At 66.8% G+C, this 23,680-nt stretch carries 20 protein-coding genes; 11 read left to right on the top strand and 9 right to left on the bottom strand.

Annotated features, from left to right (window positions below):
- The first annotated feature begins 63 nt into the window (after window positions 1–63).
- From GD628_RS06215 to pgm, 5 genes are all read left to right on the top strand, one after another.
- Window positions 64–1,536 (top strand): peptide MFS transporter, encoded by a 1,473-nt coding sequence (locus tag GD628_RS06215; RefSeq protein WP_091601493.1) that lies wholly within the window; start codon window positions 64–66, stop codon window positions 1,534–1,536.
- A gap of 367 nt (window positions 1,537–1,903) precedes the next feature.
- Window positions 1,904–2,893 (top strand): ABC transporter substrate-binding protein, encoded by a 990-nt coding sequence (locus GD628_RS06210; protein ID WP_152274125.1) that lies wholly within the window; start codon window positions 1,904–1,906, stop codon window positions 2,891–2,893.
- Between the two features lie 45 nt (window positions 2,894–2,938).
- Complete coding sequence (locus GD628_RS06205) at window positions 2,939–3,838, top strand: ABC transporter permease (protein WP_091600811.1); 900 nt, start codon at window positions 2,939–2,941, stop codon at window positions 3,836–3,838.
- A gap of 16 nt (window positions 3,839–3,854) precedes the next feature.
- A complete protein-coding gene (locus tag GD628_RS06200) occupies window positions 3,855–4,643 on the top strand; it encodes an ABC transporter ATP-binding protein (RefSeq protein WP_091600812.1) in 789 nt (262 codons plus the stop codon).
- 164 nt (window positions 4,644–4,807) lie between these two features.
- Window positions 4,808–6,439 (top strand): phosphoglucomutase (alpha-D-glucose-1,6-bisphosphate-dependent), encoded by a 1,632-nt coding sequence (pgm, locus tag GD628_RS06195; protein WP_193313206.1) that lies wholly within the window; start codon window positions 4,808–4,810, stop codon window positions 6,437–6,439.
- 71 nt (window positions 6,440–6,510) lie between these two features.
- On the opposite strand, the gene GD628_RS06190 is transcribed toward pgm, so the two are convergent.
- Window positions 6,511–7,911, bottom strand: coding sequence for an aldehyde dehydrogenase family protein (locus tag GD628_RS06190; protein WP_152274123.1), 1,401 nt, complete (start codon window positions 7,909–7,911; stop codon window positions 6,511–6,513).
- Window positions 7,908–8,786, bottom strand: coding sequence for an SDR family NAD(P)-dependent oxidoreductase (locus GD628_RS06185; RefSeq protein WP_152274122.1), 879 nt, complete (start codon window positions 8,784–8,786; stop codon window positions 7,908–7,910). Before GD628_RS06185 ends, GD628_RS06190 begins: the two co-directional genes overlap by 4 nt.
- A 146-nt stretch (window positions 8,787–8,932) precedes the next feature.
- Between GD628_RS06185 and GD628_RS06180 the strand changes: the two genes are divergently transcribed.
- Window positions 8,933–10,246, top strand: a complete 1,314-nt coding sequence (locus GD628_RS06180; protein ID WP_091600816.1) for a uracil-xanthine permease family protein — start codon at window positions 8,933–8,935, stop codon at window positions 10,244–10,246.
- A 6-nt stretch (window positions 10,247–10,252) separates the two neighbouring features.
- Here GD628_RS06180 and GD628_RS06175 read toward each other — a convergent pair whose 3' ends face one another.
- Together GD628_RS06175 and GD628_RS06170 are read right to left on the bottom strand one after the other, a co-directional pair.
- Window positions 10,253–11,362, bottom strand: a complete 1,110-nt coding sequence (locus GD628_RS06175) for a glycerate kinase (RefSeq protein ID WP_152274121.1) — start codon at window positions 11,360–11,362, stop codon at window positions 10,253–10,255.
- A gap of 52 nt (window positions 11,363–11,414) precedes the next feature.
- The gene (locus tag GD628_RS06170) at window positions 11,415–12,221 is read right to left on the bottom strand and encodes a glycerophosphodiester phosphodiesterase family protein (protein ID WP_152274120.1); all 807 of its coding nucleotides are present in this window, start codon (window positions 12,219–12,221) and stop codon (window positions 11,415–11,417) included.
- Window positions 12,222–12,356: 135 nt separating this feature from the next.
- Here GD628_RS06170 and GD628_RS06165 point away from each other — a divergent pair, with 135 nt between their 5' ends.
- Genes GD628_RS06165 through GD628_RS06155 form a run of 3 tightly spaced genes read left to right on the top strand, consistent with a single transcriptional unit; the run spans window position 12,357 to window position 16,968 of the window.
- Window positions 12,357–14,942 (top strand): bifunctional lysylphosphatidylglycerol flippase/synthetase MprF, encoded by a 2,586-nt coding sequence (locus tag GD628_RS06165; protein WP_152274119.1) that lies wholly within the window; start codon window positions 12,357–12,359, stop codon window positions 14,940–14,942.
- Window positions 14,939–16,237 (top strand): alpha/beta hydrolase, encoded by a 1,299-nt coding sequence (locus GD628_RS06160; RefSeq protein ID WP_152274118.1) that lies wholly within the window; start codon window positions 14,939–14,941, stop codon window positions 16,235–16,237. The genes GD628_RS06165 and GD628_RS06160 overlap by 4 nt, the downstream gene beginning before the upstream one ends.
- Window positions 16,234–16,968 carry a phosphatase PAP2 family protein gene (locus tag GD628_RS06155; RefSeq protein ID WP_152274117.1) on the top strand — a complete coding sequence of 245 codons (735 nt, stop codon included), beginning with the start codon at window positions 16,234–16,236 and terminating at the stop codon, window positions 16,966–16,968. Before GD628_RS06160 ends, GD628_RS06155 begins: the two co-directional genes overlap by 4 nt.
- Here GD628_RS06155 and GD628_RS06150 read toward each other — a convergent pair.
- From GD628_RS06150 to GD628_RS06135, 4 genes are read right to left on the bottom strand one after another with little or no spacing between them, the layout of a single operon-like run.
- The gene (locus GD628_RS06150; RefSeq protein ID WP_152274116.1) at window positions 16,965–17,774 is read right to left on the bottom strand and encodes an HAD family hydrolase; all 810 of its coding nucleotides are present in this window, start codon (window positions 17,772–17,774) and stop codon (window positions 16,965–16,967) included. The genes GD628_RS06155 and GD628_RS06150 overlap by 4 nt on opposite strands.
- Before the next feature lie 59 nt (window positions 17,775–17,833).
- Window positions 17,834–18,364, bottom strand: a complete 531-nt coding sequence (locus GD628_RS06145; protein ID WP_152274115.1) for a YbhB/YbcL family Raf kinase inhibitor-like protein — start codon at window positions 18,362–18,364, stop codon at window positions 17,834–17,836.
- Window positions 18,365–18,412: 48 nt separating this feature from the next.
- On the bottom strand, window positions 18,413–19,327 hold the full coding sequence (locus GD628_RS06140; protein WP_152274114.1) for a carbohydrate kinase family protein: 915 nt from the start codon (window positions 19,325–19,327) through the stop codon (window positions 18,413–18,415).
- A gap of 33 nt (window positions 19,328–19,360) precedes the next feature.
- Window positions 19,361–20,107, bottom strand: a complete 747-nt coding sequence (locus GD628_RS06135) for an alpha/beta hydrolase family protein (RefSeq protein ID WP_152274113.1) — start codon at window positions 20,105–20,107, stop codon at window positions 19,361–19,363.
- Between the two features lie 142 nt (window positions 20,108–20,249).
- Here GD628_RS06135 and GD628_RS06130 point away from each other — a divergent pair, with 142 nt between their 5' ends.
- Window positions 20,250–21,356 carry a GTP pyrophosphokinase gene (locus tag GD628_RS06130; protein WP_091600826.1) on the top strand — a complete coding sequence of 369 codons (1,107 nt, stop codon included), beginning with the start codon at window positions 20,250–20,252 and terminating at the stop codon, window positions 21,354–21,356.
- Between the two features lie 110 nt (window positions 21,357–21,466).
- On the opposite strand, the gene GD628_RS06125 is transcribed toward GD628_RS06130, so the two are convergent.
- Window positions 21,467–22,495 (bottom strand): LacI family DNA-binding transcriptional regulator, encoded by a 1,029-nt coding sequence (locus GD628_RS06125; protein ID WP_152274112.1) that lies wholly within the window; start codon window positions 22,493–22,495, stop codon window positions 21,467–21,469.
- A gap of 108 nt (window positions 22,496–22,603) precedes the next feature.
- On the opposite strand from GD628_RS06125, the gene GD628_RS06120 reads away from it, so the two are divergent.
- Window positions 22,604–23,605 (top strand): SDR family NAD(P)-dependent oxidoreductase, encoded by a 1,002-nt coding sequence (locus GD628_RS06120; RefSeq protein ID WP_152274111.1) that lies wholly within the window; start codon window positions 22,604–22,606, stop codon window positions 23,603–23,605.
- Window positions 23,606–23,680 lie beyond the last annotated feature (75 nt).

Genomic DNA, 23,680 nt, shown 5'->3' with positions numbered 1-23,680 from the left:
AACACCCCGATTTTCACCGTGGACGTCGAATCGGTCACAGCGGCCCTTTGGGACTATTGGATGATGAGTCCTAGCCCCACCACTACCAGCCCCGCGCCTTCCGCGCGGAAGGCATTCTTCGGCCATCCCCGGATGCTCGCGAATCTCTTCAGCGTTGAGCTCTGGGAACGCTTCTCCTTCTACGGCATGCAGGGCATCCTGCTCTACTACATGTACTACTCCGTCACTGACGGCGGACTTGGCATGTCAGAGGGAGTGGCAGCAGGCCTCGTTGGCGCCTACGGCGGCGGCGTCTACCTCTCCTCGATCGTCGGCGCCTGGGTAGCGGACCGCATCCTGGGATCCGAACGGACCCTCTTCTACTCCGCCATCCTCGTGATGGTTGGCCACATCTCCTTGTCCCTGGTTCCCGGTTACGCCGGGCTGGCAATCGGCCTGGTACTGATCGCCATTGGCTCCGGCGGCCTGAAGGCCAACGCCACAGCCCTGGTGGGAAGCCTGTACGACGAAAAGGATGAACGCCGCGACGCCGGCTTCTCCATCTTCTACATGGGCATCAACATCGGCGGCCTCATGGGCCCCATCCTCACCGGCCTGCTCTGGAATTCCTTCGGCTTCCACTTCGGGTTCGGCCTCGCAGCGGTCGGCATGGCCATCGGCCTGGCCCAGTACGCCGCGACCCGCAAGTACCTTCCGGAGTCCGCGCACCTGGTAGCCAACCCGCTCCCCCGGAACCACTTCATCCGCGTGGGATCCATCGCCGCAGGCGCAATCGCCGTCGTCCTGGCCGCGGTTGCCTTCGGCCTGATCAACAGCGAAAACCTGGTTGGCCTGATGGCGATCCTCGCCCTGGTTGCAGCAATCGCGTACTTCGTGGTCATCCTGTCCAGCAAGCGCGTCAGCCAGGTTGAACGCCGCCGCGTGTTCTCCTTCATGCCGCTGTTCGTTGCGAGCACCGCCTTCTGGGCACTGTTCCAGCAGCAGTTCACCGTTGTTGCGCTCTACGCAGACACTTCCCTGAACCGGGAAATCTTCGGCTGGGAGATGCCGCCGAGCTTCGTCCAGTCGATCAACCCGATCTTCATCATCATCTTCGCCGCAGTCTTTGCCAGCATGTGGACCAAGCTGGGCTCCCGCCAGCCGGGCACTCCGCTGAAGTTCGGAATCGGCCTCGCCGTGATGGGCCTGGCGTTCCTTGCCTTCATCCCGTTCTCCGGCGGCGGTCCTGCCAGCACGCCGCTGCTGGCCCTGGCCGGCATCCTGCTGCTGTTCACCTTCGCTGAACTGTCCCTGTCCCCGACCGGCCTCTCCGCAGCGACCAAGCTGGCACCGTCCGCGTTCCCCACGCAGATGGTTGCGCTGTTCTACCTGTCGGTGTCCCTGGGCAGCACGCTCTCCGGCTGGCTGGCACAGTTCTACAGCCAGGACACCGAAGTCAGCTACTTCTCCTTCCTGGGCATCACCGCCATCGTGCTGGGCGCCGCCCTGGCGCTGTGCGCCCCGGCCATCAAGAAGCTCATGGGCGGAGTGCGGTAACCCGTTCTTTCCTTCGCCTAGCAAAAAGTGCCCGTTTGGATTCCAAACGGGCACTTTTTGCGTATCCGTTTCCTACAGAACAATGGCCCCCGCCGTAGACACTCTGAGAAAAATGGACCCAGGAGGTCCATCATTTGTCCTGCTGCGCCGCACTCTGGCAGGCATCTGTCTCTACGTCGCGCGTCGCATTAGACAATGTGAGCGCCCTCACAGTTAGTATCGTTCAATCAGCCGGTGCTGAATGCACCCGTTTGCCGGGCTCCGATCAACGACGTCGGGGCCGGGGACCGGATGCCAGCGTCCGGCACAACGACACCCTGCCCGGCCGGCGCCGTCCGCCTGCGGGCAGCGCACTGAAAGGGCAACGATGAAGCGTTCAAAGACAGGGGCACTGGGGGCCCTGCTGCTGGGTGCATCCCTCGCGGCGACCGGCTGCGGCTCGGATTCCGCAGCAAGCGGCGATTCGGACATGGTCAGGATCGGCATCACCCAGATCGTGGAGCACGATGCCCTGACCTCCGCCAAGGAAGGATTCAAGCGGGCGCTGGCCGAGAACGGCTACACCGAGGGCGAGAACATCTCCTACGACGAGCAGAACGCCGCCGGCGAGCAGGCCACCGCCACCTCCATTGCCTCCAAGTTCGCCTCCGATGACCTGGACCTGGTGCTGGCCATCGCCACCCCGACCGCACAGGCCGCCGCGCAGGCCATCACCGACATCCCCATCCTCATCACCGCGGTCACCGAGCCGGAAGAAGCCGGCCTGGTTGACTCCTGGGACGCACCGGGCGGAAACCTCACCGGCACCAGCGACCTCAACCCGGTTGAGGACCAGCTGGGACTGATCAAGGAACTGGCTCCCGAGGCCAAGACCGTGGGAATCGTCTACAGCTCCGGCGAAGTGAACTCCGAAGTCCAGATTGAACTCGCGCAGGAAGCCGCCAAGGACCTGGGCCTGGAACTCAAGCTCGCCGCAGTGAGCAACACCGCCGAGGTTCAGCAGGCAGCCGAGTCCCTGGACGTCGACGCCTTCTACATCCCCACGGACAACAACGTCGTGGCAGCCCTGGACTCCGTAGTCCAGATCGCCGAGACCAAGAAGATCCCGCTGGTCACCGGTGACGCAGGCAGCGTTGAAGCAGGCGGCCTGGCCACCTGGGGCATTGACTACGAACTGCTGGGCTACCAGACCGGCATGATGGCCATCAAGATCCTCGAAGAGGACGCCGACCCGGCCACCATGCCGATCGAGACCCTCACCGAAACCAAGCTGGTCATCAACAAGAGCGCAGCAGCCAACATGGGAATCGAAATTCCCGCCTCGATGCTCGACGAAGCCGACCAGGTCATCGAGTAACACCGAAGCTGCCTTTCCCACCCTGCTGTAAGGAACAGAACTTCCATGATCACTGCTGTTGAACTGGGGCTTATTTACGCCGTTATGGCCCTGGGCGTTTACCTCACCTTCCGGATCCTGGATTTTCCGGACCTTACCGTGGATGGCAGCTTCACCACCGGCGCAGCCGTGGCGGCCATTTTGATCACCAACGGGGTTCCACCCCTGGCCGCCACGGCAGCTGCGTTCGGAGCAGGCCTGGTGGCCGGCTGCGTCACGGGCCTGCTCCACACCAAGGGCAAGATCAACGGCCTGCTGGCCGGCATCCTCACCATGATCGCCCTCTACTCCATCAACCTGCGGATCATGGGGACCTCGAACCTCTCCCTGCTCCGCCAGGACACGCTCATCACGCCGCTGCGTGAAAACGGCTACCTGGGCGGCGCCGTCGCCATTGCCCTGTTTGCCCTGCTGGCTCTGGGCGTGAAGCTCTTCCTGGACTGGTTCCTGCACACTGACCTGGGCCTGGCCATGCAGGCCACCGGTGACAACCAGGAAATGGTCAGCAGCTTCGGCGTCAGCACCGACCGGATGAAGATCCTGGGCCTGGCCCTCTCCAACGGTTTCGTGGGCCTCTGCGGCGCGGTTGTGGCCCAGTACCAGGGCTTCGCCGACATCGGCATGGGCATCGGCCTGATCCTGGTTGGCCTCGCCTCGGTGATCATCGGCCAGGCGATCTTCGGTTCCCGCCTGATTGTCGTCTCCACCCTCGCCGTGGTGCTGGGCGCCGTCGTCTACCGCATTGTGATTGCCCTGGCCCTGGACCTCGGCTTCGAACCCAATGACATGAAGCTGATATCCGCGGTGCTTGTGGTCCTGGCACTGATCCTTCCGCAGTGGAAGGTCTTCCGCCGGCTGCCCACCTTCAGCAGCCTGCGCAAGTCCAACGTCACCACCGCCAGCTAGCAACGAAAGCAAACCGATGCTGAAAATCGACAACGTACAGAAGACCTTTTTCGCCGGCACCGTCAACGAACGCGTTGCCCTGGCGAAAATCGACCTGGAGCTGGCGGCCGGGGAATTTATCACCGTGATCGGCTCCAACGGTGCCGGCAAGTCAACATTGCTGAACATGGTCTCCGGCAAGCTGCGCCCGGACACCGGATCGGTGCTCATTGACGGCAAGGACGTCACCAAGCTGGCCGACTACCAGCGGGCGCGTTTCATCGGCCGGGTCTTCCAGGACCCCATGGCCGGTTCCGCCCCGCAGCTGAGCATCGAACAGAACATGTCCATCGCCTATGAGCGCGGCAAGCGCCGAGGCCTGGGCTGGGGTGTGTCCGGCAAGAAGCGGGAGCTGTTCCGCGAGGAACTCAAGTCCCTTGAACTGGGGCTGGAAAACCGCCTCAAGGCCAAGGTCGGCCTGCTCTCCGGCGGCCAGCGCCAGGCGCTCTCCCTCCTGATGGCAACATTCAGCGAGCCGAAAATCCTGCTGCTGGACGAGCACACCGCCGCCCTGGACCCGCAGCGCGCCGCCCTGGTGTCCCGCCTCACCGGTGAAATCGTGGCCCGCCACAACCTCACCACGCTCATGGTCACGCACAACATGCAGCAGGCACTGGACCTGGGCACCCGGCTGATCATGATGCACGAGGGCCGGATCATCCTGGACCTGGACAGCGAGCAGAAGGCCGCCATGACCGTGCCGGACCTGCTTCACGAGTTCGAGAAGATCAAGGGCGGCCTGGACGACCGCACCCTGCTCCAGTAACCACCAGCCCTTCCCCCCTCCCCATCGAGATGGCAGAAACTGCCCGTTAGACGTCTCTAACGGGCAGTTTCTGCCATCTCGTTTAGGTGGGCCGAGGCACGGCGAGGGCGGCACGGAAGGTACGTGCCTGCCGGATCACCTGAATCTTTGGCATGCTTGGAGCTATGTCTAACCGAGCCGGCACACCCGCCCAACCATCTGACCTCGTCGATCTCACGGCACTGCTCGACGCGTACTACGACGTCGCGCCGGACCTCGCTGACCCCGGCCAGCGCGTAGCCTTCGGCACCTCCGGGCACCGCGGAAGCTCCCTGAAGGGATCCTTCAACGAACCCCACATCGCCGCCATTACACAGGCGATCGTTGAGTACCGCACCGGCGCAGGCATCACCGGCCCGCTGTTCATGGGCAAGGACACCCACGCACTTTCGGAGCCGGCGCAGAACACCGCCTTGGAAGTCCTGGCCGGCAACGGCGTGAACGTCCTGATCGACGCGCGCACCGGGTTCACTCCCACCCCGGCCCTGAGCCACGCGATCCTGACGCACAACGCCACCCGCACGGACCAGGCGGACGGTATTGTCATCACGCCGTCCCACAACCCTCCAGCCGACGGCGGATTCAAGTACAACCCGCCCAGCGGCGGTCCCGCCGACGCCGAAACCACGGCCTGGATCGCCAACCGGGCCAACGAACTGCTGGAGAATGGGCTGCGCGGCGTGCAGCGGGTTCCGCTGGGCGAAGCACGGCTGGCTGAATCGGTGGGCGCCTACGACTTCCTGCAGCACTACGTGGGGGACCTCGGTTCGGTGCTGAACATGGACGCCATCAAGGGTTCCGGCCTGCACATCGGCGCGGATCCCATGGGCGGGGCCTCCGTCGATTACTGGGGCGCCATCGGCGAGCAGTACGGACTGAACCTGACCGTGGTGAACCCCAGCGTTGATCCGCAGTTTGGTTTCATGACGCTGGACTGGGACGAGAAGATCCGGATGGACTGCTCTTCCCCCGATGCGATGGCATCGCTCATCGCCCAGGCCGGACGCTACGACATCGCCACGGGCAACGACGCCGACGCCGACCGTCACGGCATCATCACCCCGGACGCCGGACTGATGAATCCCAACCACTACCTCGCCGCTGCCGTGGAATACCTGTACGCCAACCGCTCCGGCTGGCGCGGCGACGCGATGGTGGGCAAGACCCTGGTCTCCTCCTCCATGATTGACCGCGTGACCGCCAGCCTGGACCGCCGGCTGATGGAGGTGCCGGTGGGCTTCAAGTGGTTCGTTCCGGGACTGCTGTCCGGCGAAGTGGCATTCGGCGGCGAGGAATCTGCCGGCGCCTCTTTCCTGCGCCTGGACGGCTCGGTCTGGACCACGGACAAGGACGGAATCCTGCTGGCCCTGCTGGCCTCGGAGATCACCGCCACCACATCCAGGACTCCGTCCCAGCATTACCGGGAACTGACGAACCGTTTTGGGGATCCGGTCTACGCCCGGGTTGATGCCCCGGCCACCCGCGAACAGAAGGCAGCGCTGTCCAAGCTGTCGCCGTCGGACGTCACTGCCACCACACTGGCAGGTGAGGAGATCACCGCGCGGCTGACCGAGGCGCCCGGCAACGGCGCGGCTGTCGGCGGGCTGAAGGTCACCACGGAGAACGCCTGGTTCGCGGCACGGCCGTCCGGGACCGAGGACGTGTACAAGATCTACGCCGAGTCCTTCAAGGGCGCAGAGCACCTCAGCGAGGTCCAGACAGAGGCCAAGGCGATTGTTGACTCAGTGATTTCGTAGCCCGCCGCATCGAGATGACAGAAACTGCCCGTATGAGCGTTCATACGAGCAGTTTCTGTCATCTCGAATAGTTAGAGGAGGCGGCGCAGGATCCGGCCCTTGAAACCGTTGTACGGCGGATAGGCCACGCGCAGGGTATCCAGCAGTGTCCCCTTCGAAAACACCGGGCGGGCCTGGCTGAACGTGTCGAAGGAGTGCTTACCGTGGTACGCGCCCATCCCGCTGGCACCGGCGCCGCCGAACGGCAGTTCCGGGACCGCCAGCTGCACTATGGCGGCGTTGTGGTTCACTGACCCGGCCCGCACGCCCTGCTCGAACCGGCGCTGCTGCGACGCGGAGCTAGTGAACAGGTAGGACGCCAGCGGAACCGGCCGGGCGTTGATGATCTCCATGGCTTGGTCCAGGTCCCGGACCGTGACCACCGGAAGGATCGGACCGAAGATCTCCTCCTGCATCACGGGGGCGTCCAGCGGCACGTCCGCCAGCACGGTGGGCTCGAGGTACAGGTCTTCCCGGCTGCTGCGTCCGCCGGAGACCACTGTTCCGTCCGCCAGGTAGCCCGTGAGCCGGTCGAAGTGGCCTTCATTGACAATTCGGCCATAGTTGGCGCTGCGCGAGGGGTCCTTGCCCACGAACTCACGCATCACCTTGGCCAGGGCCCGGAGCAGCTTGGGGGCCGCTTCTTCGGTGACCAGCACGTAGTCCGGTGCAACGCAGGTCTGCCCGGCATTGATGAGCTTGCCGTAGGCCAGCCGACGGGCGATGGAGGTCAGGTTCCCGTCCAGTACGACGGCGGGAGACTTGCCTCCCAGCTCCAGGGTCACCGGAGTCAGGTGCTCAGCGGCAGCCCGCATAACGATTTTGCCCACGCGTTCCCCGCCGGTGTAGAAGATGTGGTCGAAGCGCTCAGCGAGCAGCGCCTGGGACACCTCCTGAGCACCTTCGATGACCACCACGGCCTCCGGGTCCAGGTATTCCGGCAGGATCCGGGCTATCGCCGCGGAAGTGGCCGGCGCAAGCTCGCTGGGCTTCAGCACGGCGGCGTTGCCCGCGGCGAGCGCTCCGATGAGCGGGGCGAGGAGCAGCTGCACGGGATAGTTCCACGGCGCGATGATCAGCACCACCCCCAGCGGCTGCGGCTCAACCTTGGCCGACGCCGGCTGCAGGCCCAGCGGCACCGGCACCCTGGTGGTCCGGGTCCAGTCCGCCAGGTGCTTCAGCGCGTGGGCCGCTTCAGCCCGCGTGATGGAGATTTCGGTGAGGTACGCCTCGAGGGCATTCTTGCCCAGGTCCGCCTGCAGTGCCGCGGCGAACTCCTGCTCCCGCTCGGAGAGCATCCGCATCAGGGCTTTCAGCTGCGCTTTCCGCCAGGCCACAGGCCGGGTACGGCCGCTGGCATAGACCTTGCGTACCGCGGCAACCTGCGCCGGGACGCTTGCTGCCGGGGAAAGTGCCGGGGTGCCCGCGCTCATGCCCGGTTCCCGCTTCCAGCCGCTGCGGAGGTTGGGGCCCCCGGGTCCGGTGCCGGGCGGCCGGTGAAGTGGTCCATCGACTGGTAGACCTTGAAGATCCTGCCGGCCACCACGTCCCAGGCCGGCTGGGGCAGCAGCCCGCGCAGGGCGCTTCCCAGCGGGACGGTCCACGGCAGCTGGACCCGGGCCTTGCCCTCAAGCAGCGCCTTCCAGGCCTTGTCCCCCACGTATTCGGGGTCCATCAGCGGCGTCATCAGCGGGCCGCGGGCCCCTTCGAACATGCCGGTCTTGATGTAGCTGGGGATCAGGGTGGTGACCTGGATGTGGCCGTGTCCGGCTTCCTCGAGTTCCAGGCGCAGCGAATCGCTCCAGCCGATCACGGCCCATTTGGAGGCGGTGTAGACGCTCATCTTGGGAACCGACAGGGTGCCGGAGGCCGAGGCGACGTTGAGGATTCGGGCCGGGGTGCGGCGTTCGATCATGCCCGGCAGGAAGGCGCGGGTGATGTGCATGGGGGCCAGCGTGTTCACGTCCATGACCGCGTCGATGTCCGTTCCGGTGTGCTCCCAGAAGTACTTGCCGCGGACTATGCCCGCGTTGTTGATCAGCACGTCCGGGGCGCCTAGTTCAGCCAGCACGGCCTCGGCTTTTTCTGCCACTTCGGCTGCCGATGAGACGTCCAGGGTGTACGGCAGGACTTCCGAGGTACCGAGTCCGCGCAGCCGCTGTGCCGCTCCCTCCAGGGCATCTGCGTTGCGGTCCCACAGCACTACGGCTTTGGCCCCCTCACGCACCGCCCGTTCGGCGTACAGCAGGCCCATTCCCATGGCCGCTCCGGTGATGAGTACTGTCCGTCCAGAAACTGAAATTCCCACGAATGATCCGTCCGTCACAGGCCGGCGTCGGCCCATTTGCTTCCCCGGTAAAATTACTGGTGCGTGCAACATAGCGTGGCACAGAAGCCCCGCCGGTAACATTCTCCACGAGTCAATCCCCCTTTGTCCTTTTGGAAGGCACACGCATGAGCAGGTTCGGCACAGACTGGAAACTCCACGGAAACGGCAAGACAGTTACTCCCGGCTCATTCGTCGCTCCGGATGAAAGACTCAGCTGGCCGCGCACCATCGGTATTGGCGCCCAGCATGTGGTGGCCATGTTCGGCGCAACCTTCCTGGTTCCGCTGCTCACAGGCTTCCCGCCTGCCACCACCCTGTTCTTCTCCGGCGTCGGAACCATCCTGTTCCTGATCATTACCGCCGGGAAGGTCCCCAGCTACCTCGGTTCATCCTTCGCTTTCATCGCCCCGATCGCGGCCGCAGTCAACCAGCACGGTCCCGGCGGAGCGCTGGGCGGCATCATCATGGCCGGCGCTACCCTGTTCCTGATCGGCCTTGTTGCCCAGCTGGCGGGCACCCGCTGGATCCAGGTCCTGATGCCGCCTACCGTCACCGGTGCGATCGTGGCACTGATCGGCCTGAACCTGGCCCCCACCACCCGCACCAACTACGAAGCCGGTCCCATCACCGCCACCGTCACGGTTGTGGTGATCCTGCTGACCACGGTGCTCTTCAAGGGGCTGATCGGCCGCCTCTCCATCCTGGTTGGCGTCCTGGCAGGTTACGCCGCCGCGGTGATTCAGGGCGAGGTGGACTTCTCCGCCATCAATGACGCAGCCTGGTTCGGCCTGCCCGAGTTCACGGCTCCTACGTTCCACTTCAACGTCATTGGCCTGTTCGTTCCCGTAGTGCTGGTACTCGTCGCGGAGAACATCGGACACGTGAAGTCTGTTGCCGCGATGACCGGACGGGACCTGGACCCGTACACCGGCCGGGCGCTGATGGCCGACGGCGTTGCCACCATGCTCGCCGGTGCCGGCGGCGGTTCCGGAACCACCACCTATGCGGAGAACATCGGCGTGATGGCCGCCTCCCGGGTGTACTCCACGGCCGCCTACTGGGTTGCCGGCATCACCGCGGTGCTGCTGAGCCTGTTCCCCAAGTTCGGTGCCCTCATCGCCACCATTCCCCAGGGCGTGCTGGGCGGTGCCGGCGTGGTGCTTTACGGCATGATCGGCATCCTGGGTGTCCGGATCTGGGTGGACAACCGCGTGAACTTCTCCAACCCGATCAACCTCTCAGTGGCCGGTGTTGCCCTGGTGGTCGGCATCGCGAACTACACCTGGAACGTTGGCGGCCTGACTTTCGAGGGCATTGCCCTGGGCACCGCCGCCACCCTGGTGATCTACCACGGCATGATGGCGATCGCGCGCTGGCGGGGCACCATGCCGGAGGAGCCGCAGGAAGACGTCGGCGCCACGCCGTCGAGCCTGGGCTAGAAGGATCTAGGCCCCCTCCAGGGCCGCCTGCGTGGCGCGGGCAACGTAGAACTCTGCCCGCGCCATGGCATCCTCCGGGCTCTGCGCCAGGTCGAGCAGGCTGACCGCCGCCTCAACGCCGTACTCGGCCAGGACCTTCGGACCCAGCGTGATGGCTCCGGCCACCAGCACCACCGGGATTCCCTTTTCCGCGGCCATCCGGGCCACCTCCAGCGGAGCCTTTCCGTACCGTGACTGCTCATCAATGGAGCCTTCCCCGGAGAGCACCAGGTCCGCCCGCTCCAGCGCCGGTGCCAGGCCCACCAGATCGGCAATGAGCTCGAAGCCCGGTTCAATCCGTGCATCCGTGAAGGCGAGGAAGGCGGACGGGAAGCCGCCGGCCGCTCCGGCACCGGGAACGTCGACGTCGACGCCGGTAGCTTCCTTCAGCAGCCGCGCCCAGTTTCCCAGTGCTTCATCAAGCAGCAGCCGGGCGGAGGAATCGGCACCCTTCTGCCCGCCGAAGACGTGGGCGGCACCGTTGTGGCCGGTCAGCGGGTTGGTCACGTCCGCGGCAATCCGGATGCGGGTGTCCTTCACGCGCGGGTCCAGGCCCGAAGCGTCGACGGCGGCGGCCACGGCAAGACCGGCGCCTCCCGGCGGCACGGGCTCGCCGGCGGCGTCGAGGATCCGCAGGCCCAGGGCGGTGAGCGCACCTGAACCGCCGTCGGTCATCGCCGATCCACCGATGCCGAGAATGATCTCCTGTGCCCCCGCGTCCAGCGCCGCCGTGATGAGCTGCCCGCTGCCAAAGCTCGACGCCGCCAGGGACGTCTGCACGGACGGTTCAACCAGCATCAGGCCGGAAGAGCGGGCGGTTTCCAGGACCGCCGTCGTGCCGTCCAGCGCCCAGACGGCCGTGACTTCGCGGCCCAGCGGCCCTCGGACCCTCGCTGTGCGTTCCTGCGCTCCGGCGGCGAGCGCCGCTTCGAGCGTGCCCTCACCGCCGTCGGCGACCGGAACCCGGGTAACATCAGCGTCCGGATAGACGGAGAGCACCCCCTGCGCCATCGCGGCCGCGGCTTCCTCAGCGGTGAGGGTGCCTTTGAACTTGTCCGGGGCTATGAGCACGCGCATGGATTACATCCTGCCAGCGAATCGCAGCCGCGGCACGTGCAGCAGGGCCGGCCTAGCCAGTCCCGGGACCCTGCGGCCAGGCGCCGCGCACGGCCAGCACGGCGGACAGCAGGTCTGCCCGGTCAGAGACCAGACCGTCCACACCCATATCCAGAAGGCCTTCCATCAGCGGCCGGGTGTTGACCGTCCAGACATGCACCTGGATACCGGCCCGGCGGCAGCGCCGCAGGAAAGCGGGACGCACCACGGGAATTCCGCGGTAGCTGACCGGCACCTGCACACAACCGAAGCGTCCCAGCCGGGCAACCAGGCCGCCGAGGCCCAATGGCGACAGCAGCAGCAGCGCGGCCATCGCGGCTGATCCGGCGGAGGTCGCGGCAGGCTTTGAGAGCCGGCGCAGGCAGTCCAGCCGCCGGCGGTCCGAGAAGGAGGTCACCAGCACCCGGTCATGGGCCTGGTGCTTTTCGATCAGGGCGGCCAGCGCAGCGGCACCGGCGGCATCCTTGATGTCAACGTTCAGCCGCACGTCCGGCCAGCGGAGGAGGACTTCCTCCAGCGTAGGGATCGGCTCGCGCCCGCCAACGCGGACACCGCGCAGTTCGCGCAGGCTGCGGGCACTGATCGGACCGGACGCGTCGGTAACCCGGTCCAGGGTTTCATCGTGGAAGGCCATGAGTACGCCGTCGCTGGTGGTCCGCACGTCGGTCTCAAGATAGCCGAAGCCCAGGTCCACCGCCGCCTGGAAGGCTCCCAGGGTGTTTTCGAGCCCGTCGGGACTGAACCCCCGGTGGGACAGCCCCAGCGGCCCACCGCCGGTCAGCGAGGCGGACGGCGGGACGAAGTACGGCAGTGCGGTCACAGGGGTACTTTATCGCCTGCCGACACGCGATCTTGTGCGGCCTCCCGGCCCGCGGACGGACTTCGCGAATTAGACTGGCTGCACCCCGGGGCCGGAACCCTTCCATCCTCGTCCGCAAGCCATGGAGGTGGCCGCATGCAGCACGGTTCTGCCCGGCAGACAGCGGGACGCTGGCTCCGCTGGCCAGCGGACGGACTGCGCGGCACCGTGGCACGGTCTCCGGTGACGCTGGTGTTCCTGGCACTGTTCTGGTTCCTGGGTATCCTCACCTCCTCGGTGCTGGACGGGCCGGATGATCCGCTGCTGCCCTGGGTGAGCGTGTCCGTGGATACCCTGCCGGACTACTGGCCTGCACTGCTGCTTTCCGCACTGTGGGCCAACGGACTGGCCGGCTACATCAGCGGTACCCTGCTGACGCTGGCCGTGGGACTGCCGGCAGAACGCCTCCTGGGCAGCCGGCGATTCCTTGCAGCAGCAGTGGGAACGCAGGTCATTGGGGCACTGGCCGGCATCGGCTTCGCGGCCGGCCTGAACGGTGCCTTCGAGGACTGGGGCAGGGAACTCAGCACGGATTCGTTCGTGGGTCCCGTGGCACTGGTCTGTGGAGTCGCCGCGGCCGCGTCGGCAGGCATGGGCACCCTCTGGCGCCGCCGGGTGCGGCTGGCACTGTTCACGCTCCTGATGGTCCTCGCCCTGTATTCAGGCGCGCTCCGGGACGTGATGTCCCTGGCCGCGGCGGTCACCGGCGGGATCTGGGGACCGTACCTGTTTGGGCGGCGTCCCCGCTGGCCCCGAAGCCTGGTGTCCAGCCGGCGCGAGGCCCGGGTACTGATAGGACTGGTGGTGGTGGCTACCGCCGTCGGGCCGGTTCTCGCCGCCCTGAACGTGCGCGCCGTCGGGCCCCTGGCCGTCCTCGCGTACCTTTTCACCAACGCGGAAACCCTTGACCCGGTGGCGCTGGCCAACATCTGCGCCGATCCGTCCATGCACGCTGAGTGCCGCACCGCCAGGCTGGAACAAAGCGCGGGACTGGCCGGGTTCTTCCTTGCCGTCCTTCCCCAGGTGCTGCTGATCGTCTTCGCGGACGGCCTGCGGCGCGGACGCCGGTTCGCCTGGATCAGCGCGCTGATCCTGCAGGGCCTGATGACCCTGGCCGCAGCCGTCCGGATTGGGTTCTTCCTCGCCGGACACACGGGCGGCGTGTACGGCGTTGGCGGCAAGGTGCAGCCTCTGGCGCTGGTGCTTCCCATGCTGCTGCCGCTGCTGGTGTTCGTGCTGCTGGCCCTGTCCGGACGGCTCTTCGCCGTCTCCGCGGCGCCGGGCACCTACCGCCGGCTGTTCCTGACCTGCGCCACGGCCGGGGTCATCCTGGCCGCCGTGTGGGTGGGCGGCGGGCTGCTGCTGCGCAACGGTTTCACGCCGCGGGCGGACATGGAGTCCCTGCTGGAAGACCTGCCGCTGAGGTTCCTGCCGGTGTCCGAGATCATTTCCAGGCCTCCGGAGCTGCTGCCGCAGTCGCTTCCCGCCATCATCCTCTACGAAGGTGTGGGCGTAGTTTTCTGGATCCTCACCTGTGTGCTGCTGCTGCGGTCCTTCCTCGAGCCCGCCTACAGCCGCTTCGCGCTTGACGAAGAGCGGGCCCGGACCCTGCTGACCTCCAGCGGCGGCAGCACGATGGCGTGGATGACGCTCTGGAGCGGCAACTCCTACTGGTTCTCCCCCACCGGCAATTCATATGTTGCGTACCGGCTTGGCTCCGGCGTCGCCCTGACTGTCGGCGACCCGGTGGGGCCCCCGGCCGAGTTGCGGCAGTCAGTGGAGGGCTTCGCGGCGTACTGTGCTGAATCCGGTGTGACCGCGTGCTTCTATTCGGTGAATGAGGCCACCAGGGAAGCGGCCGCCGACCTGGGACACACGGACCTGCAGGTGGCGGAGGAAACCCTGCTTCCGCTCGGGACCCTGGCCTTCCGCGGCAAGCGTTTCCAGGACGTGCGGACTGCTTTCAACCGCGCGGGCAAGGCCGGGATCCGTGCCGAGTGGACCACCTACCGCACGGCGCCGCTGTCCGTCCTGGACCAGATCAACGCCATTTCCGAAGAGTGGGTCGCGGAGAAGCGGATGCCGGAAATGGGTTTCACGCTCGGCGGGATCGAAGAGATTGACGACGACGGCGTGCGGCTGCTGCTCGCCGTGGACCAGGACCGCACGGTGCATGGGGTGACCTCCTGGCTGCCGATCTACCGGGATGGCGGAATTATTGGCTGGACGCTCGATTTCATGCGACGGCGTGCCCGCGGCTTCCCTGCCGCCATGGACTTCCTCATCGCCTCCGCCGCGCTGTCGCTGCAGGATGAAGGGTTCCAGGTGCTCAGCCTCTCCGGTGCTCCCCTGGCCCGCAACGAGGCGTCATCGACTGCTGCATCCGAAGCCGGAAACGCTGCCGGCGGAGCAGCAGCTCCGCGGCGGGTAACCGAAACGCCCCCCGCCCTGGAGTGGCTGATGGACCGGCTCGGTGCCACGCTGGAACCGGTCTACGGCTTCCGCTCCCTGCTGGCGTACAAGGCCAAGTTCCAGCCGGAGTACGTTCCGCTGTACATGACATACGTGGATGCGGCGTCCCTGCCCGCGATCGCAAACGCCCTGGCGCGCGCCTACGTGCCGCACGTATCCGTGGGCCAGACGTTCACCCTTGCCCGGAGGATCGTAGGCAACCAGCGATGAACCTGTCGCTGACATCGGGGCCGGTGCCCGTGCTGGCATTGAGCCTTGGTGCGGCCGGGCTCTGCTGGCTGTGCTGGGGCCCGCGCAGGTATCTCACCCGGGTTGTTCCATTCGCAGTGATGGGAGCCCTGGCCGGGACCGTGCTCCTGTTCGTGGCAGCTGAGCTGCTGCTCTCCTGGTGGGATGCCTCCTTTCCGCGGTACCTCTACTTATATTCCGCAGGAGGAATACTGGCTCTGCTGCTGACGGTTCCCCGCTGGCGTCTGGCGCGGGGCATACTCGCGCGGATCCTTACGGTCCTCTCCGTAACAGCCGTGCTGCTGGGTGCAGTATCGGCCGCCAACGTGGCGTACGGGCAGTACCCCACCCTGCAGTCCCTGGTGGACAGTCCGGGCGATTCAAGCGGCGCAGTTCCGCTGCGCAAGCTGGTTCCGGGACAGGACACCACCCCGAGTACGGAAGCGAACTGGACGCCGCCGTCGGACATGCCCGCGGAAGGGGGAGTCTATGAGGTCCAGATTCCCGGTGCCGTCTCCGGCTATGCCGCCGGAACCAGCCTGGTGTATCTCCCGCCCGCCTATGTGGCATCTCCCCCGGCGCAGAACCTGCCCGTCCTGATAGCGCTGCACGGACAGCCCGGCACGCCGGCAGACTGGTTCGCCGGCGGACAGCTGCAGCAGGTCATGGATGACTTCGCGGCGCAGCACAACGGGCTGGCGCCCGTCGTCGTTCTTCCGGACCTCTCCGGCGGTTCGAACGCCAACTGGTCCCTCTGCCTCGATTCGAAGCAGGGCCGCGGGGCGACGTACCTCGCCGAGGACGTCCCCGCCTGGATCAAGGACAACCTCTCCGCCGGTCTGGCGGGACCGCAGCAGTGGGCGGTGGCCGGTTACTCCTACGGAGGAACCTGTTCCGTGCAGCTCGCGGTGAACTTCCCGGACACGTTCCCCACCTTCATCGACATCTCCGGGGAGAACCAGCCCACCATCCCGGGCGGCGTCCAGTCCCTCGTGAATACCTACTTCGGCGGCGACGCCTCCGCCTTCGCGGCACAGAATGCCCTGGACATCCTCAAAAAGCAGACCTTCCCCAACACGGCGGGGATCGTCGTGGTCGGCAAGGATGACGGGGTGTACAACGGCCAGGGCCGGCAGGTGTACGACGCCGCCAAGGCCGCTGGCATGGATGTCCAGCTCCAGGAGCTGCCGGGAGGACACTCCTGGCAGGTGTGGAAGGAAGGCCTCTCGGACAACCTGGACTGGCTCGGCCGGAGGCTTGGCATACTTGGACAATGAGCGACGCACCTACCGACCGCCTGACGCGTCACCTCTCCCGGATGGCCCAGGTGCTCGGAACGCACGGACTTCTCCTGGTGACACTCGCCGCGGGGCTGGTTCCCGCCCTGCTCCTGGCCCTGGTGACCGGCGGCGTCTATGAAGCGGTGGCGGAAGAGGACGGCGTCGCTGCCCTGGACCATCCGGTACTCGCCGCAGCCAAGTCGATGCGTTCCCCCGGGCTGGACACGGCGCTCACCTGGTTCACCAACCTGGGCGGCACGGTTGGCCTTCCCCTGCTGGCGGCCGTTGCGGTGGCCCTGCTCTGCCGGTGGCAGCGCAGCTGGACTCCCCTCATCCTGACGGCATCCGCGGCGGCCGGCTCCCTGCTGATGACGGTTGCCGGCAAGGCCCTGGTGGGACGGTCACGGCCACCGCTTTCCGATGCCGTTCCCCCGTATGAATACTCCGACTCATTTCCCAGCGGACATTCCCTGAATTCGATGGTGATAGCCGGAACCATCGCGTACCTGCTGGTGGTCTACCTGGGTTCACGGCGTGCCCGGATCATCACGGTGCTCACGGCGGCGGTATTTGTGGTGGCCATGGGCCTGAGCCGCGTGTACCTGGGGCACCACTGGCTGACGGATGTGCTGGTGGCCTGGAGCCTGGGGCTCGCGTGGCTGGCCATCCTCATTACGGTTCACCGGCTGCTGCGCGTACGCCGGCTGCGGAACCTGCCTGCGGCCTAGAACTCCCGGCCGCGCAGCAGGTCCTCCAGGACCTGGGCCACCCCGTCCTCGGCGAACGGCGGCGCCTGGCGGGACACTGCTGACCGAACGGCAGGATGGCCGGACGCCATGACATAGCCGCGGCCGGCCCAGCCCAGCATGCCCAGGTCATTGGGCATATCACCGAACGCCACCACGTCTGCGGCGTCGATCTTCAGCGACTCGGCATAATCTGCCAGCGTCACGGCTTTATCCAGGCCGGGGGCGGACATTTCCAGCAGCGGGACCGACGGCGCCGAATGGGTGGTGGAGACCAGGTGCGCAACCTCAGGCTTCACCCTCCGGAGGAAATCATCAGGGTGGACGTCTTCCACCTTGGCGAGGAACTTCACCACGCGGCTGCCCGGTCCCAGGGATTCAGTGAGCGGGGCGGGCGCGACGGCGCCGAGCAGGTCCGCCCCGGCATCCTGCAGGAATCCGGGTTCCAGGTGGAATCCCTCTACGGTCTCGGCGGCGAAACGCACCGCCGGATAGAGGCTGCGAATGATGCCCGCCGCCTGGAACATGCCTTCCAGGGCCAGCGGCTCGGACCAGGTCACCTGTGCGGCTTCGAGGTCGTAGAGGATCGCCCCGTTGGAGCAGATCACGGTGCCGGTGTGGCCCAGCTGTTCGCGGACGGGACCCAGCCAGCGCGGCGGCCGGCCGGTGACGAAGACAATCCGGATACCGGCGTCGGCGCATTTGCGGAACGCATTGACGGTCCGGTCACTGATCCTGTTGTCCGGGCCGACTATGGTCCCGTCCAGGTCACTCGCTACCAGCCGCATGCCCCGCCCTTCCGTTGGCTACCAGCCTAGCCGGAATGCGGGGTGTGCACGGCCAGGCACTAGGTCTCCGGACGCTCCGCCGTTCCCACGATCACGCCGCGGGCCAGCGTGTGTCCGCGCAGCGTCATGGAAAGCACTCCGGGCCTGGCGTCCTGGGGCACATCCAGCAGCGGCACATCCAGTGCATGGACCACGACGAAGTAGCGGTGCTTTCCGTGCCCCACCGGCGGCGCAGCACCGGTGTAGCCGGGTTCTCCCATTTCGTTGAGGAGCTGAAGGGTGCCCTCCGGCATTCCCGAGCGGGACGCATTTTCGGTGACGGAGGTTTCTTCCGCCGGGATGTTGACTGCAGCCCAGTGCCAGAACACGCCGGGGATCGGGGCGTCAGGGTCCACCATCGTGACGGCGAAGCTGCGTGTTGCTTCCGGCCAGCCGGACCAGCTGAGCTGCGGGGACGCGTCCCGCCCTCCGGGCACCGCGCCGGTGGCGTACTGCGACGGCGCCAGCGGACCGCCGTCGTCAAAGCTGGTGCTGGTGACCTCGAAGGAGGGAACCGGGGGCAGGTCTTCGGTGGGGTCGTACGCTTCCATGGGCGCTCTTCCTTTCATCTGCCGGCCCCGGTGGCGGGGTCCCGGTTGCTAGATCAGTTCGTTCCGCCGGGGCGGATCTGCGCCCGGGCGGGACACGGTAACGGCCGCTGCCTTTGCCGCGTAGGTGATAATCGCTTCCAGGTCCCCGACGCCGATCTTCCGCAGCTCCGGGCGGCGGGCAGCGCCGTCGTAATTGCGGTCCATCAGCCCGGCAATCAGTGCGGACATAAACGAATCACCAGCACCCACCGTGTCAGCGACGGCGACCGACGGCGCAGCAGCCTCGCAGCTGCCGGACTCGGCTACTGCCCAGGGACCGCGGGAACCGCGCGTAACCACCACGATGGCCGGCCCCATGGACAGCCAGGCGCGGGCGGCATCCTCAATGCTCAGGTCCGGGTAAAGCCAGGCAAGGTCCTCATCGGAGGCCTTCACGACGTCGGCCAGCCGGACGAACTTTTCGGCCTGTTCCCGGGCATAGGAAACATCAGTGATGATGGTGGGCCGGCAGTTAGGGTCAAAGGTGATGGTGGCCTGCGGATGCGCCCGTTCCACGGTGGTGAGCACTTCGCTGGCACCCGGGGAGAGCATGGTGGCAATGGAGCCGGTGTGCAGCAGCGTGGTGCCGTCAAGCAGGCGGGGAAGCTCTTCTTCCAGCCCCGGCAGCGCCCATTCAAGGTCGAAGGTGTAGCGCGCCCCGCCGGCCGGATCCAGCGTCGCCGTGGCAACGCTGGTGGGCCTGTCGTCCGCCGGCAGCGCCGCCAGGACCGAGTTGTGCTTGAGGTGCTGGGCGATCAGCACTCCGTAGGCGTCATTGCCGTAGCGCCCAATGAACTGCACCGGCCTGCCCAGCCTGGCCACCCCCACGGCTACGTTCAGCGGACTGCCGCCGGGATGGGAACGGCGGGGCGCCGTGTCGCTGAGGACTTCGTCGATGAGGGCTTCGCCGATGACTGTGATCACGGACTCAACCTATCGAGCAGTTGCCCGGCGGCGCTACCCGGAGGTCTTCGCGGCCGCGTCGTCGAGGCTCCGCAGCACCTCTGCCCAGGCAGGAGTTCCGGGGGTGATCATGTCAAAATGGTCCCCCGGGATTAGCCGGAGTTCCGCAGTTCCGCCGGCCGCATCCGCCGCCTTGACGTAGTTCTCCGCCAGTTCCAGCGGCACTGTGGTGTCCGTGGCTCCGTGCAGCACGAACACCGGGACGGGAGCCGGAACCGCCCGGACCGGATCAGCTAACCGCCACCGCTCCGGTTCCTGATCCGGGCCTGCTCCCAGGAAATTCTCCGCGGCTCCGTCACTGAGCCCCAGTTCATGGGCACGCCGCAGGTCCAGCACCCCGGACTGGCTGACGACGGCGTTCAGCGGCATCCGTGGCGCACTGCGTCCGGCCGCCCAGACCGCCAGGTGGCCGCCGGCCGAGTGCCCCAGGGCGATCACCGGGCCCGGAACCCCCGCGATTTCCGGAAGGCCGGCGAGCGCGTCGATGCCCGCGCTGATGTCCTCGAAGGTCTCCGGCCACCCGCCTCCGTTTCCGGCCCGGCGGTATTCGAGGTTCACGGCAGCCCATCCCCGTGCTGCCAGGTCCGCGGCGAGCGGGCGCCCGAGTTCGAGCGAGTATTTGGACCGCCAGTAGCCGCCGTGGATGATGACCACGGTGCCGCGTTCCGGCTGCTGACTGTGCGGGAGCGTCAGCTCCCCAAACTGTTCGGCGTGGCCGCCGTAGCTGAACCGCTGTGGCATGGGGGCTCCTCCGTTTGGGGCAGATGCGTGCCGCGGGCCGCGCCGGGGGGGCAGCCGCCCTAATCTGGAACTGAGCCTAGCCGCCGCCTGCGGGCGAGTTGTCAGCGGCGTGCCCTAGGCTGGCAGAAACTGCGAAAGGACTATCGTGAGCGCGTGGGACACCCTGGATGACCGGCTTCGCCCGGTGGTCCAGGCCAGCACGGACGAGTACGCCCGGGTACGACCGGCCCTGGAGGCCGTGACGGCGGAAATGGAAGCCAGCCTGCGGGCCGTCTTCGACGAGAGCACGGTCAAGCCGCTGTTCATCGCTTCACGCACCAAATCCGTTGAGTCCTTCCGGGACAAGGCATCCCGCACGCTGCCCCCGGAGAATCCGGACGAGGTACCTACCCTGCTGTTCCCGGATCCGCTGCGGAACCTGACGGATCTGGTGGGCGTCCGGGTCATCATGACCCTCCCGCACGAGGTTGATGAGGCAGCCAACCTCATCAAGCGGCAGCGGGCCGAGTTCGACTGCCGCGGAGACCGGGAAAAGGACATTGGCTCCATCGAATCCGGAACCTACGGCTACTCAAGCCGGCACCTGATCCTCCGGACCATCCAGAATGACACGGTGCGGGAGTATCACCGGCTGCTGGAGCCGTCCCAGAAACCGAACGGCAGCTACCTGTTCGAGGTGCAGATCCGCACGGTGCTGGCCCACGCCTGGTCCGAGATTGAACACGACATCCGGTTCAAGGCCGGCGATCCGCGTGCCTGGAGCCCCTACTTCGACCGGCAGTTCACCGCCACGGCCGCCATGCTTGAAACGGTGGAGAACGAGTTCGCCGAGCTGCACGAGCGCTATGAGACGGTCACCGGGTTCTGGGATGAGGAGGGTGAAGGGTCGGCGCCGCTGACACCCAACCGGATCCGGCATGTCTGGATGACCCTGCTGCCGCACGTGAACCGCAAGGCCGGGGACGACTGGGGCTGGGCCGCGGAACTGCTGGCCGCGCATGGGCTGAAGACCACCATGGACCTGGCCGGGCTGCTGCAGGCGGAGGCAATCACCGAGGTCCGGGCTGCGCTGGACCACCGCTACTCGCCGGGGCCGGACCGGCTGCTGGATGACCTGCTGCTCTGGCGTTTCGGGAAGAAGCACATCGACCTGACCGCCGAGCCGGAGGACGCCCCGTCCAAGCCGCGGCGTGAGTCCCTGGGACGGCGCTACCGGCAGATGCAGCTCTACCGCGCCCGGGAGGCCTGATGATTCCACTGCCGGCTTGCGGTTTTGCTGCCGTTTAGCCGTCCTGCTGCCGGTTCTAGACGGCAGCAGAATTGCTAACCGGACGATTTCCTGCGAAGCGGAGCCGATCGCTAGGCGGACGCGCGCTGAACGAGCGTCACCGGAGGCACCGGCTGGGCTGCTGTACCTGCTGATGCTGGCCATGAGGCGTCCCGTTGGCTGTCCACGTCCGCGTCAGCGTCTGCACCCAGCAGCGGCGCGATTGCCAGCTGCGCGAACAGCGCACCCAGCATCCTGGCGTGCACGCTCACGGTGGTCAGCGGCGGCACGGCCAGTCCCGCCAGCGGTAGGTCCTCGGCACCGATGACGGCCAGGTCGTCCGGTGCGGAGAGACCGTGGGCTGCGAGTCCGGACAGCAGGGCGAAGGCGTAGTCGTCGTCGAACGCGCAGGCTGCCGTCACTGGCTCCGGTCCCTGCGTCCAGCGCCCGACGGCGGCAGCGGCGTCGGCTGCGTCCAGGCCGATCCGCTCCACCGCCGGCGGAAGGAGACCGTGCCAGGCGCAGGCGTGTTCGATCGCCGCCAGCCGCACCTGCACCCGCCAGGCGTACCCGGGCGAGTCCGGTACGGCGACACCGAGGCGGGTATGTCCCGCTGCGGCAAGGTGCTCGACCTGCAGGGCGCCAATACCCAGGTCCGGCCCCAGCGGATCATCCACCTGCTGCTGCAGGAAGGCGAGCGGCACCTCAAGGGTGCGCAGGGCGGCAAGTTCGTCGTCTGGCAGCGGCGTGGTCAGGATCAGCGCGGCCGGAGCGAGTGAGCGGACCAGTTCGGCTGCCCCGCCCGAGGCGGGCAGGCGGTGGGCCATGAGTCGGAGCCCATAGCGTTCAACCTGGTCCGAAGCGGCATCAAGAACCATTGCCAGTGCACGGCCCAGGGGTTCGGGCGGCAGGAGCATCAGCACCAGGTCGCTCCGGCCCCGGCGCAGCGTCCGGGCAGCGGTCGACGGCGCGTAGCCCAGTTTCGCGGCAGCCGTGAGGACCCGCTGGCGGGTGACGGCGGAAATGCTCTGCCCGCTCCTGCCGTTCAGCACATAACTGACCGTTGCGCGGGAGACCCCGGCGGCGCGGGCGACATCGTGCGAAGTGACCTTGCGGTGCACGGGGTTCCTTTCGTGACCAACTGACCCTTCGAAGATACACTTCACTTACACGTGTAAGTGACGGTGGCCGCGCATCCACGGCCGCTCCCTCGATTGAAAGGAACGTTCATGGCGGCCAACAAGCCCCTGACAGCCCGGAACACTATTCAGGAGTGGCTTGACCACCCCGTCGGCGGACCCATCCTGCGCGGGTTCCTGGCACAGACCGGGAGTGACGAAGCATCCCTCGGGCCGGCTCTTGGCCTCAAGCTCCAGCAGCTCGTAGATCTCAGCCAGGGACAGATGCCCCAGGCGGCCGTCGACGGCATGGTTCTGCAGGCCAACGGCGGCGTTATGCCGGAGCTGCAGGAGAGCGCCCTCCCCACCGTTGCGGGCCGCTTCACCGGGAAAACCGTCATCGTGACGGGTGCCGGATCCGGCATCGGCCGGGCTACGGCATCCCGGATTGCCCGCGAGGGCGGCCGGATTATCGCCGTGGACATTGCCGAGGCAAAGATTCAGGAACTGGCCGAAGAGCTCGGCGAGGCCATTGTCCCCGTCGCTGCGGATCTGACCGATCTGGCCGCTGTGGACCGGATTATTACTGCGGCCGGTCCGCAGATCGACGGCCTGGCGAACGTTGCCGGCATCAATGACGACTTCAGCCCGCTGCACGAGGTCTCCGACGCCATGTGGCAGAAGATCTTCGCCGTGAACGTGGACGGTCTGGTCCGCCTGACCCGCGCCGTGCTGCCCGCCATGCTCGAGGCTCGACGCGGCACGATTGTGAACGTCACGTCCGAGGCCGGCCTGCGCGGTTCCGCTTCCGGCGTGGCCTACACGGCCTCCAAGCACGCGGTTGTGGGCATCACCAAGAGTGCTGCTTTCATGTATGCCAAGGAAGGCATACGTATTAACGCGGTTGCTCCGGGCGGCGTGGCCACCGGCATTCCGATGGGCGGCAAGACCTCCGAGTATGGTGAGGCGCGCCTGGCTCCGGCCCGGGTGCTGATTCCGGGCCTGGCTTCCGCCGAGGACCTGGCGGCCTCCATCACGTTCCTGCTTAGCGATGACTCGGTGAACATCAACGGTGCCATTCTGCCGTCCGACGGCGGCTGGTCCGCAGGCTAAGTTCGGGTACACAACGACGGCGGCCGGCCCCCCTCGCGAAGAAGGAACCCGCCGCCGTCGTCGTCACCCGAAAGG

The organism is Arthrobacter koreensis, assembly GCF_009193255.1.
Lineage (GTDB): Bacteria > Actinomycetota > Actinomycetes > Actinomycetales > Micrococcaceae > Arthrobacter_B > Arthrobacter_B koreensis.
This window is presented reverse-complemented; position numbering and strand designations above follow the sequence as displayed.

Excerpts from the sequence above, each read along its gene's own strand:
- GD628_RS06215 (WP_091601493.1), top strand. The coding sequence starts at position 64 with ATGAGTCCTAGCCCCACCACTACCAGCCCCGCGCCTTCCGCGCGGAAG.
- GD628_RS06210 (WP_152274125.1), top strand. The coding sequence starts at position 1,904 with ATGAAGCGTTCAAAGACAGGGGCACTGGGGGCCCTGCTGCTGGGTGCA.
- GD628_RS06205 (WP_091600811.1), top strand. The coding sequence starts at position 2,939 with ATGATCACTGCTGTTGAACTGGGGCTTATTTACGCCGTTATGGCCCTG.
- GD628_RS06200 (WP_091600812.1), top strand. The coding sequence starts at position 3,855 with ATGCTGAAAATCGACAACGTACAGAAGACCTTTTTCGCCGGCACCGTC.
- pgm (WP_193313206.1), top strand. The coding sequence starts at position 4,808 with ATGTCTAACCGAGCCGGCACACCCGCCCAACCATCTGACCTCGTCGAT.
- GD628_RS06190 (WP_152274123.1), bottom strand. The coding sequence starts at position 7,911 with ATGAGCGCGGGCACCCCGGCACTTTCCCCGGCAGCAAGCGTCCCGGCG.
- GD628_RS06180 (WP_091600816.1), top strand. The coding sequence starts at position 8,933 with ATGAGCAGGTTCGGCACAGACTGGAAACTCCACGGAAACGGCAAGACA.
- GD628_RS06175 (WP_152274121.1), bottom strand. The coding sequence starts at position 11,362 with ATGCGCGTGCTCATAGCCCCGGACAAGTTCAAAGGCACCCTCACCGCT.
- GD628_RS06165 (WP_152274119.1), top strand. The coding sequence starts at position 12,357 with ATGCAGCACGGTTCTGCCCGGCAGACAGCGGGACGCTGGCTCCGCTGG.
- GD628_RS06160 (WP_152274118.1), top strand. The coding sequence starts at position 14,939 with ATGAACCTGTCGCTGACATCGGGGCCGGTGCCCGTGCTGGCATTGAGC.
- GD628_RS06155 (WP_152274117.1), top strand. The coding sequence starts at position 16,234 with ATGAGCGACGCACCTACCGACCGCCTGACGCGTCACCTCTCCCGGATG.
- GD628_RS06150 (WP_152274116.1), bottom strand. The coding sequence starts at position 17,774 with ATGCGGCTGGTAGCGAGTGACCTGGACGGGACCATAGTCGGCCCGGAC.
- GD628_RS06145 (WP_152274115.1), bottom strand. The coding sequence starts at position 18,364 with ATGGAAGCGTACGACCCCACCGAAGACCTGCCCCCGGTTCCCTCCTTC.
- GD628_RS06135 (WP_152274113.1), bottom strand. The coding sequence starts at position 20,107 with ATGCCACAGCGGTTCAGCTACGGCGGCCACGCCGAACAGTTTGGGGAG.
- GD628_RS06120 (WP_152274111.1), top strand. The coding sequence starts at position 22,604 with ATGGCGGCCAACAAGCCCCTGACAGCCCGGAACACTATTCAGGAGTGG.